Annotated in this window: 12 protein-coding genes; 4 read left to right on the top strand and 8 right to left on the bottom strand. The window is 67.8% G+C overall.

Features of this window, described 5'->3' with window-relative positions:
- Nucleotides 1-223: 223 nt before the first annotated feature.
- Together A5663_RS05560 and A5663_RS05565 are read right to left on the bottom strand one after the other, a co-directional pair.
- Complete coding sequence (locus tag A5663_RS05560) at nucleotides 224-910, bottom strand: PIG-L deacetylase family protein (RefSeq protein WP_068145011.1); 687 nt, start codon at nucleotides 908-910, stop codon at nucleotides 224-226.
- A 5-nt stretch (nucleotides 911-915) separates the two neighbouring features.
- The gene (locus A5663_RS05565; protein WP_068145014.1) at nucleotides 916-1,518 is read right to left on the bottom strand and encodes a TetR/AcrR family transcriptional regulator; all 603 of its coding nucleotides are present in this window, start codon (nucleotides 1,516-1,518) and stop codon (nucleotides 916-918) included.
- 46 nt (nucleotides 1,519-1,564) lie between these two features.
- Between A5663_RS05565 and A5663_RS05570 the strand changes: the two genes are divergently transcribed.
- Together A5663_RS05570 and A5663_RS05575 are read left to right on the top strand one after the other, a co-directional pair.
- Nucleotides 1,565-2,698: a phosphotransferase family protein gene (locus tag A5663_RS05570; RefSeq protein WP_068145017.1), complete on the top strand. Its 1,134-nt coding sequence runs from the start codon at nucleotides 1,565-1,567 to the stop codon at nucleotides 2,696-2,698.
- Nucleotides 2,698-3,810: a hypothetical protein gene (locus A5663_RS05575; protein ID WP_068145020.1), complete on the top strand. Its 1,113-nt coding sequence runs from the start codon at nucleotides 2,698-2,700 to the stop codon at nucleotides 3,808-3,810. The genes A5663_RS05570 and A5663_RS05575 overlap by 1 nt, the downstream gene beginning before the upstream one ends.
- On the opposite strand, the gene A5663_RS05580 is transcribed toward A5663_RS05575, so the two are convergent.
- Both A5663_RS05580 and A5663_RS05585 read right to left on the bottom strand, forming a co-directional pair.
- Nucleotides 3,811-5,286, bottom strand: coding sequence for an NAD(P)/FAD-dependent oxidoreductase (locus A5663_RS05580; protein ID WP_068145023.1), 1,476 nt, complete (start codon nucleotides 5,284-5,286; stop codon nucleotides 3,811-3,813).
- A 34-nt stretch (nucleotides 5,287-5,320) separates the two neighbouring features.
- Nucleotides 5,321-6,301 carry a TIGR03617 family F420-dependent LLM class oxidoreductase gene (locus tag A5663_RS05585; protein ID WP_197503304.1) on the bottom strand — a complete coding sequence of 327 codons (981 nt, stop codon included), beginning with the start codon at nucleotides 6,299-6,301 and terminating at the stop codon, nucleotides 5,321-5,323.
- A gap of 28 nt (nucleotides 6,302-6,329) precedes the next feature.
- Here A5663_RS05585 and A5663_RS05590 point away from each other — a divergent pair, with 28 nt between their 5' ends.
- The gene (locus A5663_RS05590) at nucleotides 6,330-7,709 is read left to right on the top strand and encodes a flavin monoamine oxidase family protein (protein WP_068145029.1); all 1,380 of its coding nucleotides are present in this window, start codon (nucleotides 6,330-6,332) and stop codon (nucleotides 7,707-7,709) included.
- On the opposite strand, the gene A5663_RS05595 is transcribed toward A5663_RS05590, so the two are convergent.
- Complete coding sequence (locus tag A5663_RS05595; protein ID WP_068145032.1) at nucleotides 7,706-8,674, bottom strand: alpha/beta fold hydrolase; 969 nt, start codon at nucleotides 8,672-8,674, stop codon at nucleotides 7,706-7,708. The genes A5663_RS05590 and A5663_RS05595 overlap by 4 nt on opposite strands.
- 106 nt (nucleotides 8,675-8,780) lie before the next feature.
- Here A5663_RS05595 and A5663_RS05600 point away from each other — a divergent pair, with 106 nt between their 5' ends.
- Nucleotides 8,781-9,752 carry an NADPH:quinone oxidoreductase family protein gene (locus A5663_RS05600; protein WP_068145034.1) on the top strand — a complete coding sequence of 324 codons (972 nt, stop codon included), beginning with the start codon at nucleotides 8,781-8,783 and terminating at the stop codon, nucleotides 9,750-9,752.
- 11 nt (nucleotides 9,753-9,763) lie between these two features.
- Here A5663_RS05600 and A5663_RS05605 read toward each other — a convergent pair whose 3' ends face one another.
- The 3 genes from A5663_RS05605 to A5663_RS05615 are packed head-to-tail and all read right to left on the bottom strand — an operon-like array spanning nucleotide 9,764 to nucleotide 11,715.
- Nucleotides 9,764-10,516 carry a S9 family peptidase gene (locus A5663_RS05605; protein WP_068145038.1) on the bottom strand — a complete coding sequence of 251 codons (753 nt, stop codon included), beginning with the start codon at nucleotides 10,514-10,516 and terminating at the stop codon, nucleotides 9,764-9,766.
- Nucleotides 10,517-10,528: 12 nt separating this feature from the next.
- Nucleotides 10,529-11,224 (bottom strand): pyrimidine reductase family protein, encoded by a 696-nt coding sequence (locus A5663_RS05610; RefSeq protein WP_068145040.1) that lies wholly within the window; start codon nucleotides 11,222-11,224, stop codon nucleotides 10,529-10,531.
- The gene (locus A5663_RS05615) at nucleotides 11,221-11,715 is read right to left on the bottom strand and encodes a flavin reductase family protein (RefSeq protein ID WP_068145042.1); all 495 of its coding nucleotides are present in this window, start codon (nucleotides 11,713-11,715) and stop codon (nucleotides 11,221-11,223) included. The genes A5663_RS05610 and A5663_RS05615 overlap by 4 nt, the downstream gene beginning before the upstream one ends.
- Nucleotides 11,716-11,815 lie beyond the last annotated feature (100 nt).

Genomic DNA, 11,815 nt, shown 5'->3' on the forward strand with positions numbered 1-11,815 from the left:
AGGCCGTGTCGGAGCGCAACAAACGCCAGATCGACGACTGACCACTTTTCCCTTTCGGCGCGAGCGTGCGCGTCTGTTCATGACACGCCGGAGGAATTCGGCGTCCGACGCACGCTCGAGGGCCGACGGGCGTGCGCAAAGTGCTGCTGTGTCGCGGCGTGTCATGAACAGACGCGCACGCTCGCGCCAATGGGCAATGGGTTGGCGCGACGAGAGAGGCTGGTCAGGCGGTCGTGCGCGTGCGCATCAGGATGAACTCCACCGTGCGACGGCCGCCGAACTCCGGGCGCGCCGTCGTCGTCATCTCCACCTGCTTGCGGGCCTGCGCGACGACGGGAGTCCGCGGATCGAGCACCGACAGATAGACCTTGTGCTCGGCCAGCGAGGCGACCGCACGTTCGAAGTAGCCGTCGTCGATCGTCTCGGCATGGGTTGCCTGCGGACCGTTCTGGAACAACCAGCGCGGCGGGTGAGGCAGGCTGTCGTACGCCTGCAGGACCGCGGCCGCGAACTCCATGTGGTCGCGCTGGTTCGGTGCGCCCGGCGCCCACTCGGGACCGCCGTAGATGCTGACGACCACATCGGGCTCGAGCTCGGTGATGGCCTCGACGATCCGCGCGCGCAGCTCGGCGCTGTTGCGGATCTCGCTGTCCGGAAAGCCCCAGAACCGGACGTTGGCGACGCCGACGACCGACGCCGAACGCAGCTGCTCGCGCTCGCGCAGCGGGCCGGCATGTTCGGGCGCCACCCCGGCGATGCCGGCCTCGCCGCGGCTTGCGAGCGCGTAATGGACGGTCTTGCCCGCCGCGGTCCATTTCGCCACCGCCGCAGCGCACCCGTACTCGGGATCGTCGGGATGCGGCACCAGCACGAGCGCGGTGCGCCAGTTGTCGGGAAATACGTCAAGCACGAGTGCTATGCCACCACACCATGGACGACGATGGCGGCGGTCTGCGTGACCCAGTCGTCATCGAGCGGCTCGTCGGGCCGCAGCAGCATCCGCAGCAAGGTGGCGCCGCCGATCACCTCGACCAGCCGGTCCGGGTCGACGTCGGAATGAACTTCCCCGCGCTCGACCGCCTCGGCCAACCGGTTGCGCACCGCGGTGAACACTCCGGTGAACCGGCCCATCACCCGCTCGTTGAGTTCGGCGTCGGCAACCATGTCCGAGATCAGCCCGGGCAACGCCGCACGCACCACCGGGCTGGAGAAGACGTCGCGGGTCGCCGCCAGCATTGCGCAAATGTCGGCGGCGATGTCGCCCGGCGGCGTGTCGATCGCATTCGGCGCGGCCGGGAACGCGGCCTCGTGCACGAGTTCGGCCTTGCTGGACCACCGTCGGTACAACGCGGTCTTGGTGGTGCCCGCGCGGTCGGCCACCGCGGCGATCGTGAGGTTCGAATAGCCGATTTCGGCAAGCAGATCCGCAGTCGCGCGCAGTATGGCAGCGTCGATGCGGGGATCCCGGGGACGCCCGGCGCCCGGGGTCTTGTCAACCGATGACGCGTCTGCTTTCATATCGCTACCAAGCGTATCGTAATTCTCGCTGTCGAAGGAAGTGGTTGTGGCTAGTGAACCGGCCGTCGAGGACGTCAGCCGCCTCGAACATTCAAGTCGCGATCTGAGCACCCTGCCCGACGTGATGTCGCGGTGGCTCTCCACGGTGCTGCCCGGCGGCGCGGTCCCGGAGATCACCGTGGAGAGCGGCGTCGACGCCAACGGAATGTCCTCGGAGACGATCATCCTGACCGGGCGGTGGACCGAGGACGGCGAAGCGCAGGAACAGAAGTGGGTGGCCCGGGTGGCCCCCACCGACGAGGACGTGCCGGTGTTCTCGGCGTACCGGATGGATCACCAGTTCGACGTGATCCGGTTAGTGCAGGAGAAGACCGACGTGCCGGTGCCGCAGGTGCGCTGGCTGGAGGACAGCGGCGACGTGCTCGGCACGCCGTTCTTCCTGATGGACTACGTGGAAGGCCGCGTGCCGCCCGACGTCATGCCCTACACGTTCGGGGGCAACTGGTTCGCCGACTCCACCCCCGACCAACAGCGCGAACTCCAGGACAACACGGTCGGCGTGATCGCCGAACTGCATTCGATCCCCGAACCGACGACGACGTTCGGTTTCCTCGACGACGGTTCGGAGCGCAATGCGTTGCGGCGCAACCTGAACTGGCTCAAGGACTGGTATCAGTTCGCAGTTCCCGACATCGGACGTTCACAGCTGATCGAGCAAGCGCTCGACTGGCTCGAGGCCAACTGGCCCGCCGACGTCGCCGACAGCGATCCGGTGCTGGTGTGGGGCGACTCCCGCGTGGGCAACGTGTTGTACTCCGGTTACCGGCCGGTGGCTGTGCTCGACTGGGAGATGGCGACTCTCGGGCCCCGCGAGATGGATGCGGCGTGGATGATATTCGCCCACAACGTGTTCCAGGAACTTGCCGGCCTGGCCGGCCTTACTGGGCTGCCAGACTTCATGCGCGAGGACGACGTCAAGTCCACCTATGCCGCGCGCACCGGCGTCGAACTCGGTGACCTGCACTGGTTCTACGTCTACTCCGGGGTGATCTGGGCGTGCGTGTTCATGCGCACCAGCGCGCGACGGGTCCGCTTCGGCGAGATCGAGAAGCCCGACGATGTCGAATCGCTGTTCTACCACGGCGCTCTGCTCAAGAGACTTATCGGCCAGGAGGCGTGATGCTCGGTCCCACCGACGAATTCCCGATCCACCAGCTCCCGCAGCCGATCGCCTGGCCCGGATCGTCCGACCGCAACTTCTACGACCGGTCCTACTTCAACGCCCACGACCGCACCGGCGACATCTTCCTGATCACCGGCATCGGGTACTACCCGAACCTCGGTGTCAAGGATGCGTTCGTACTGGTCAGACGCGGTGACACCCAGACCGCGGTACATCTGTCGGACGGCATCGATTCCGACCGCCTCAACCAACATGTGCTGGGGTATCGCGTCGAGGTCAGCGAGCCGCTGCGCAAGCTGCGGATCATCCTCGAAGAGACCGAGGGCGTCGCAGTCGACCTCACCTGGAACGGACTGTTCGACGCGGTGCAGGAGCAACGCCATGTGCTGCGCACCGGCACCCGAATCACGTTGGACGCGCAGCGTTTTGCGCAGCTCGGGTCGTGGAGCGGCGTCGTCGTGGTCGATGGCGAGGAGATCACCGCCGATCCGTCGGTGTGGATCGGCAGCCGCGACCGGTCGTGGGGCATCCGTCCGATCGGCGAACCCGAACCCGCGGGCCGACCTGCACACCCGCCGTTCGAGGGCATGTGGTGGCTCTACGTGCCGATGGCTTTCGACGACTACGCGATCGTGCTGATCATCCAGGAGGATCCCACCGGCTTCCGCAGCCTCAACGACTGCACGCGGATCTGGCGCGACGGCCGCGTCGAACAACTCGGGTGGCCGCGGGTGAAGATCCACTACACCTCGGGCACGCGAATCCCCTACGGCGCCACCATCGAAGCGACGACACCCGACGGCAAGCCCGTCGTGTTCGAGGTGGAGTCGAAACTCGGCGTGCCGATCCACATCGGCGGCGGCTACGGCGGCGACTCCGACTGGCTGCACGGCGTATGGAAGGGTGACAAGTTCACCGAACGCCTCACCTACGACATGACCGATCCGGGGGTCAACGGCCGCAGCATGTTCGGGGTGATCGACCATGTCGGCCGCGCGGTCTGTCGCGAGAACGGTCAGTCCGCAGAGGGCTGGGGCCTGTTCGAGCACGGTGCGCTCGGCCGGCATGACCCGTCGGGCTTCAAGGACTGGCTCACGGTCGCCGACTGACTAAGCGACCGGCGTCGCGGCCACGGGGGCGCGGCCGAACACCATCGACTCATCGATCCGGTCGAACCGATGGTCGATCGCGTCGAGCACATAGTTGTGCCGGACATTCCACGGCCGGTGGGTACCGGACTTCGGCAACACATGAGCGGCGCGCTGCACATAGCCGGCGTTGATGTTCCACGCGGGCTTCTCCGGCATCGGCGTGTCGCCGAGATGCGGGTAGGCGTGCGTGTACCCGTGAGAGTCCATGTAGGACACCAGCTTTGCGAAGGCTCGGGCGGTCAGGTCGGCGCGCAGCGTCCACGACGCGTTGATGTAGCCGACGCACCAGGCCAGGTTCGGCACGTCTTCGAGCATGTGCTCCTTGTAGACGAACCGGTCCTGCGGTTTGACCTCGGCGCCGTCGATGCTGACGAGCACACCGCCGAGCGCCTGCAGTTGAATCCCTGTCGCGGTGATGATCACGTCGGCGTCGATGCGCCGCCCCGAGCGCAACACGACACCGGCCGCGTCGATGTGGTCGATGTGGTCGGTCACCACGTCCACCCGGCCGTCGCTGATCGCCTCGTAGAAGTCGTTGTCGAGCATCGCGCACAACCGTTGATCCCACGGGTCGTAACGCGGGTTGAAGTGGACGTCGACCGGATAGCCGGTCGGCAGGTTGCGTTTGGCGTGGCTACGGATGAAGCGCCGGCTCAGCTTGGGCGCCGCCTTCGCGAACGCGTAGATGAACACCGTAAAAAGCGTGTTGTACACCCGGGCGCCCCAGTAACCGGCCCGTCCCGGAGCCACCTTGCGGATCGCCTGGACCACGGGGTTGATCCGCGGTCCTGACAGCATGTACGTCGGCGACCGCTGCAGCATCGTCACGTGCCCGGCCTGCTCGGTCAGCGACGGGATCATGCTGACGGCCGTCGCACCGCTGCCGATCACCACGAGGCGCTTGCCGGCGTAGTCGAGCGACTCGGGCCAGTGCTGCGGGTGCACCACCTCGCCACCGAACTCCTCGAGGCCCGGAAAGTCCGGGCGGTAGGGCTCGTCGTAGTTGTAGTAGCCGCTACCGAAGAACAGGAAGCGGCCGCGGTACGTCGTCGCCGAGCCGTTCTCTTCGGTCTGCACCGTCCACGTGTCGGTCGACGAGTCCCAGTCCGCCGACAAGACGTGGGTGTTGAACCGGATGTGCTTGTCGATGCCGTGCTTACGCGCGGTCTGCTCCAGGTATTCGCGGATGTCGGGCCCGTCGGCGACGTTCTCCGGGCGCGTCCACGGTTCGAAGGGATAACTCAGCGTGAAGATGTCGCTGTCGGATCGTATGCCCGGATAGCGGTGCAGGTCCCAGGTGCCGCCGATCCGTGCCCTGCGTTCGAGCACCAGGTACGTCGAGTTCGGGTTCTTCTCCTGCATGCGGTAGGCGGCCCCGATTCCGGAAATGCCTGCTCCGATGATCAATACGTCGGCGTACTCCACTGTCCGCAACCTCCCTTGGTCCCGCTGAGTACCACCATAGGAGTCAGGCAGCGAGTGCGTCGACGATCTCCGCCAACGCCTCGACGGCGATCGGTCCGGGCTGGTAGAGGCAGATCCGGTCGGACACGCCGTCGACTCGATCGCGGATGTGCGCGGCCACGTCGGCAGGGCTGCCGCACGCGGCGATGGTGTGCAGCATCTCGTCGTCGATCAGCGTGCCCATCTCCTGCCAGCGGCCCTGCTTGGACAGCGCGTTGAGTTCGGGCTGCAGCCCGCCCCAGCCGTGCGCGTCGAGCACCGGGCGGTAGGCCGGAGTGGAGCCGTAGAACGCCAGCAGCCGGCGAGCGGCGGTGTGCGCCCCGTCGTCAGCACCGACCGACACGATGATCTCCGGCACCACGGCGAACTCGTCGAGAGTCCGCCCCGCCGAGGCCAACCCATCGCGCACGGCGGGCATCGTCACCTCGTGCAGGAACCGCTTGGAGCCGAACGGCATGACCAGCAGACCGTCGGCGACGGCGGCGGTGGCGCGGGTGAGGCGCGGACCCAACGCGCCGAGATAGATCGGCGGCGCGCCGTACGGGTTCGGGCCGGGGTTGAAGGTCGGCGTCATCAGCGTGTGCCGGAAGTACTCGCCGCGAAAGTCGAGGCGCTCACCGGTCTCCCACGCGGCGAACACCGCGCGCAGCGCGCCCACCATCTCCGTCATCCGCGCCACCGGGCGGTCGAAGGCCGCGCCGTAGCGCTTCTCGATCTGCGCGCGCACCTGCGTGCCGAGCCCCAGCGTGAAGCGGCCCTTGGCCAGCAGTTGGAGGTCGTAGGCCTGGTGGGCGAGCTGAATCGGGTTGCGCGGAAACGCGATGGCCACGTTGGTCATCAGGTCGAGGCCCTCGACGGTGGAGGCCAGCGTCAGCGGCGTGAACACGTCGTGTGGTCCCTCGAAGGTGAACACTCCGGCGGCACCGGCTTCGCGCAGCAGCTGTGCGCGGTCGATCGCGTCCGTTGGGCCGAACAACGCTGTCATGACCTTCACGGCGTGAGAGCCTATCGGCGTGAGCATCCCAGCCAGTTGCGATGTGGTCGTGGTGGGCGCCGGGTTCGCCGGGCTGTCGGCTGCGCGCGCGCTCGTGTGCCTCGGCCACGACGTCGTGGTCCTCGAAGGCCGCGACCGCGTCGGCGGGCGGTCGTCGACGGCCACCATCGCCGGCATTCCCGTCGACCTCGGCGGCACGTTCGTCGGACCCACCCAGGACGCCGTCGGCGAATTGGCGGCCGAGTTGGGCTGTGGCACCGTGCCCACCTTCAGCCGCGGCAAGAACCTGATCAGGTGGCGCGGCCGGATCCGCTCGTACCGCAGCACGATTCCGCGGCTGTCGATCATCGAACTGGTCGACGTGTCGCGGATCCAGTGGCGCTTCGAGCGGGTCTGCCGCCGGGTGTCGGTCGAGACGCCGTGGACGGCTCCGCATGCCGACGCGCTGGACTCCCAGTCGCTCGACGGGTGGCTGAAGTCGGTCCACGCCAGCGCGGGAACACGGGATCTGATGGCGATCATGTCGAGGGTGACCTGGGGCTGTGAACCCGACGCGGTGTCGATGCTGCACGCGGTGCGCTACGTCAAAGCCGCCGGCGGGCTGGATCGCATGCTCGACGTCGAAGGCGGCGCGCAGCAGAGCCGCTTCCCGGCCGGTACCCAGCAGATCGCGCTGCGAATGGCCGAAGAACTCGCGACGCGCGTCGTACTCGGGGCGCCGGTGCGCAGCATCGAGCGCCACAGTGATGGCGCGCTCACCGTGACATCGGAACTCGGGTCTGTGCGCGCCAAGGCCGTCGTCGTCGCGATCCCACCCGAACATCGGGGTGCCATCGAGTTCCTGCCGGAGCTGCCGCCCGAGTACGGCAAGCTCGCACAGAACTGGCCGCTGGGCAACCTCAGCAAGGCCTACGCCGCATACGCGACTCCGTTCTGGCGGGCGAAAGGCCTTTCCGGAGAAGCGCTTTCCGACGAGGGTCCGGTGTTCATCACGTTCGACGTCAGCCCGGAGGACGCCGATCGCGGAGGCGGCCCGGGCATCCTGCTGGGGTTCGTCGACGCTCGGGCATTCGACTCGCTGTCTCTGGCGCAGCGCCGCGAACAAGCGTTGTCGGGATTCGCCGCGTTGTTCGGTGACGGCGCACTCGAACCGATCGACTATGTCGATCACTGCTGGGGCGCAGAGCAATTCGCGCCCGGTGGGCCGACGGCCGCCGTGCCGCCGGGATCGTGGACGACGTACGGACCGTGGTTGCGCAGGCCGGTCGATGGAATCTTCTGGGCGGGAACAGAAACCGCCGACATCTGGACGGGCTTCCTCGACGGCGCCGTACGCTCGGGTCGGCGTGCGGCCGACGAGGTGCATCGAGCGCTGACGAGTCGGCGCTCACCCGACTAGGAACTGGCGCGGCGCTCGCCGGACACCGACTCGATCAACTGCCGCAGGTGCTTGTTCACCTCGTCCGGACGTTCCAGGATCGCGCAGTGCCCACCGGCCAGTTCGACGAACTCGGTGAGAATCGGCGCCTCCTCGGCGATTCGGCGTGAGGAGATCAACGGCAGCAGACGGTCTTTCACGCTGCCGATCACCAGCGTGGGCACCACGAGGTTCTTGAGACCGATGTGTCGCGGACCGAGATGGTCGACGAGCGTGCGGGCCCAACCGCCGCGGCCGGCGGGGGCGGTCGACATGAACAGCTCGTGGACGAACGAGGCGATCGCCGGGTCGGCGTCGCGGCCCACCGCCAACATCGACAGGAACCGCTGGTTCGGGCCGGTGGCGGCGCGTGGCAGCGGCATCGCGCCGAACGTCTTGAGGAACGTCCCGGCGGTGAACACGCGCACGTCGCCCAGCCGGCCCGGCATGGGCAGCAACTTGATGTTGCGCAGCAGATCGCCGGTCGTGGTATTGATCAGCGCGACGGCGTCCGCGCGCTCGGGCACGCGTTCGGGGTACCGCTCGGCCCAGGAAGTGATCGCGATGCCGCCCATCGAGTGGCCGGCGATGACCGCCCGTTCCCCCGGCGCGAGCGTCGCATCGAGCACCGAGTCGAGGTCGCCCGCCAAGTGATCGAGGCTGTAGGCGCGGCGGTGGGTCGGTACGGCGCTGCGGCCGTGGCCGCGGTGGTCGAACGCGATGACGCGGTAGTGCTGCGAAAGGTCGGTGATCTGGTGCGCCCACACCCGCAGCGCGCATGTGATGCCGTGGGCCAGCACGATCGGATAGCCGTCTTCGGGACCGAAGACCTCAGCGTGCAGGCGGATGCCGTCGGTGGACCGGATGGTGACGGGCCGGCTCTGCGGCAGCGTCTCGGCGGGAGCGAACACCGGGGTTCTCGACCGCACGCGGGTAGCAGGACTCATTTGCGCTCCGTTCGAACTCGGCGACGTTGCCGCGTAAGTGAGCTTATCTAGCAGTGTGCGACACGGCGCCGGTCATGTCAGGCAGTCGAGGATGTTAAATAACGCCATGCGCGCGATTCAGATAGCCAGCCTCGACGGACCTTCCGCGGCGAAGCTCGTCGAGGTCGACGAACCGGACGCGCGGGATGCGGTGGTGATCGACGTGCACGCTGCGGGCGTCGCGTTCCCCGATGTGCTGCAGTCGCGCGGCCTCTATCAGTACAAGCCGGAGATGCCCTACACACCCGGCGGCGAGGTCGCAGGGGTGGTGCGCAGCGCGCCATCGGATGCCCACGTCCGGGCCGGTGATCGCGTCGCGGCGCTGACGATGCTGTGCGGCGCGATGGCGGAGGTCGTGGTGCTGCCCGCCGAGCGGGTGTTCAAGCTGCCCGACAACGTGTCGTTCGAGGCCGGCGCAGGCCTGCTGTTCAACGACCTCACCATGCATCACGCGCTGCGGACGCGGGGTCGGCTGGCCGAGGGCGAGACCGTGCTGGTGCACGGGGCCGCGGGTGGTATCGGCACGTCGACGCTGCGGTTGGCGCCGGCGTGGGGCGCGTCCCGGGTGATCGCGGTGGTCAGCACCGAGGACAAGGCCGAGGTGGCCAGGGCCGCCGGCGCCACCGACGTGGTGCTCGCCGACGGTTTCAAGGGCGCGGTGAAGGAGCTGACCGACGGGCGCGGCGTGGATATCGTCGTGGACCCGGTCGGCGGTGACCGGTTCACCGACTCGCTGCGCTCGCTGGCTCCGGGTGGCCGGCTGCTGGTGATCGGCTTCACCGGCGGTGACATTCCGACCGTCAAGGTGAACCGGTTGCTGCTCAACAACGTCGACGCGGTCGGCGTCGGCTGGGGCGCCTGGACGTTCACCCATCCGAATTACCTGGCCGAGCAGTGGGCCGAACTCGAGCCGTTGCTGGCGTCGGGCGCGGTGTCGGCGCCGCAGCCGCAGGTGTTTCCGCTGGAGCGGGCCGCCGATGCGATCGCCGCGCTGGAGGACCGCTCGGCGAAGGGCAAGGTCGTCGTCGCGGTGCGCTGATCCGGCGCCGTTTACAGGTAGGGGTCGGCCCAGGCGCTGATGATCCGCGCGGCACGTGCCGCCTGGTTCTTCTCGGTCAGCAGGTGGTCGGCGCCCTCGAGCGAGACGAAGCTGCGCGGGTGGCGCGCGGCTTGGAAGATTTCGCTGGCGTTGTCGATGCCGACGGTGTTGTCGGTCGGCGAATGCATGACGAGCAGCGCCCGGCGCAGCGTGTTGATGCGCTCGCGCAGGTCGGCATTGCGGACGTCTTCGATGAAGTGCCGCTTGAGCGTCAGCGCCTTGCCGCCGATCTGCAGGGGCGCCTCGCCCTCGGCTTCGATCCGTTCACACAGGGCGTCGTAGATGTTCTCCACGTGGGCGGGCTCGTACGGCGCGGCGACGCTGGCGACGGCGGCGACGCTGGGGCAGTCGTGGGCTGCGGCGATGACGGCAGAACCGCCGAAGGAATGCCCGACCAGCAGGTGCACCTCGCGGCCTTCGTCGTTCATGAACTCGACGGCACGCACCGTGTCGGCGACCTTGTGCGAGAACGACCCGTCGCCCCAGTCGCCTTCGGAGTCACCCAGGCCGAGGTTGTCGAAGCGCAACATGCCGATGCCCTCGGCGGCCAGTTGCTTGCAGATCCGGCTTGCCGCGGGGCTGTCCTTGCCGAGCGTGAAACCGTGCGCGAAGACACCCCAGCCGCGTACGTCGCCGTCGGGGACGTCGATCACGCCCGCAAGGTCGGGCCCGCTGCTGCTCGCAAAAGTGACGCGTTCACCCATGCGGCCATCCTGTCAGGTGCCGTGACGGGTACTGGAGTACTTCAGGTAGAGGTAGTCCCGATGGCTGAGAACGTGCTCTAGCCGCAGCATGGTCGGCGCGGACAACCCTGGGCTCGCGGTACCCGGCAGCTGGGCGCCCGCCAGCTTGGGCGCCAGGGTCACGCAGATCTCGTCGATCAGGTCCGCGGTCACGAGTTCGTCGAGCAGGGTGGGGCCGCCTTCGCACAGGACGCGGCTCAGTCCGCGCTGTCGCAGTTCGGTGGCCATGACCGTGACGTCGACGGTCTCGTCACCGGCCACCAGCAGCTCCCAGCGGTCATCGCCGTCCAATGCGTTCTGCGACACCGCTTTTGCGCTCGTCACCAGGATCGGGCGCTGAGCCGGACTGGCGAACAGCGAGTCCGGCAAGTTGCCTGATCGACTCACCACGGCCATCCGGGCCGGGCGGGCGCCGTTTTCGGTCGGCTTCACCGGTCCGTAGTTCTCGGCGCGGGCTGTGGCGGCCCCCACCAGGACGACGTCGGCGAAGTCGCGCAGCGCGACCAGCAGCTGCTGGTCGGTGGGATCGGACAGCGGCGCCACCCGGCCAGAGAACGCCGCCGCGCCGTCGGCGCTGAAGATCATGTTGGCTCGCACGCCGATGGGCGGCTCGCGGTAGTAGTCGATCAACTCGTCCAAGCCATCGACCGCACGGAGGTCTGTACTCACGCGTCGTGTCCCGGCTCCAATTCGCGGACGTCGGCGAAGGTCACCCACTGCTCGAGGTCACTCGGCGGCTCGCCCGCCACCGGTTCGAGTAGATGGCCCATGTGATCTCCGACGTCGAACCGGCGGACCACCTCACCGACGAACCAGGCTGCGGCGTCGTCGAGGATCGGCATCTGCTCGGGGCCGGTGTGCCAGTCACAGCGAGCGAACTTGTCGGTGTGATCGCCGGTCTCGCCGCCGAACAACTGCGCCAATTGAAGATGCTCGCGGGACACCAGATGCACGGCGAGGTGCGTCGCGGACTGCGCGATGCGGAACGTCCGGTTGCGCCGGGACAATCCGACGAGGAAGCGCGGCGGATTGATGCTCGTCTGGCTCGCGAAGCCCACGAGGCAGCCGGAGTTCTCCGCGTCGGCGTGCGTCGTGACGATGAACATCGGGTAGTTCAGCAGCGAGACGATGTCCTCGAACGGTGCCGTACCCGACTGCATCAGTTCTCCTTCGGCGTGAAGTGGGCGCCACCCTCATTGAACACGGCACCCTCCGTCACGCGACGGAGGCATAACGGAAAGACCGCGAACCTATGTCAGG

The organism is Mycobacterium sp. E740, from assembly GCF_001672895.1.
Classification (GTDB): domain Bacteria; phylum Actinomycetota; class Actinomycetes; order Mycobacteriales; family Mycobacteriaceae; genus Mycobacterium.

Coding starts and splice junctions, on each gene's coding strand:
- A5663_RS05615 (WP_068145042.1), bottom strand. CDS start 11,715: ATGCAGTCGGGTACGGCACCGTTCGAGGACATCGTCTCGCTGCTGAAC.
- A5663_RS05565 (WP_068145014.1), bottom strand. CDS start 1,518: ATGAAAGCAGACGCGTCATCGGTTGACAAGACCCCGGGCGCCGGGCGT.
- A5663_RS05600 (WP_068145034.1), top strand. CDS start 8,781: ATGCGCGCGATTCAGATAGCCAGCCTCGACGGACCTTCCGCGGCGAAG.
- A5663_RS05605 (WP_068145038.1), bottom strand. CDS start 10,516: ATGGGTGAACGCGTCACTTTTGCGAGCAGCAGCGGGCCCGACCTTGCG.
- A5663_RS05595 (WP_068145032.1), bottom strand. CDS start 8,674: ATGAGTCCTGCTACCCGCGTGCGGTCGAGAACCCCGGTGTTCGCTCCC.
- A5663_RS05575 (WP_068145020.1), top strand. CDS start 2,698: ATGCTCGGTCCCACCGACGAATTCCCGATCCACCAGCTCCCGCAGCCG.
- A5663_RS05585 (WP_197503304.1), bottom strand. CDS start 6,301: ATGACAGCGTTGTTCGGCCCAACGGACGCGATCGACCGCGCACAGCTG.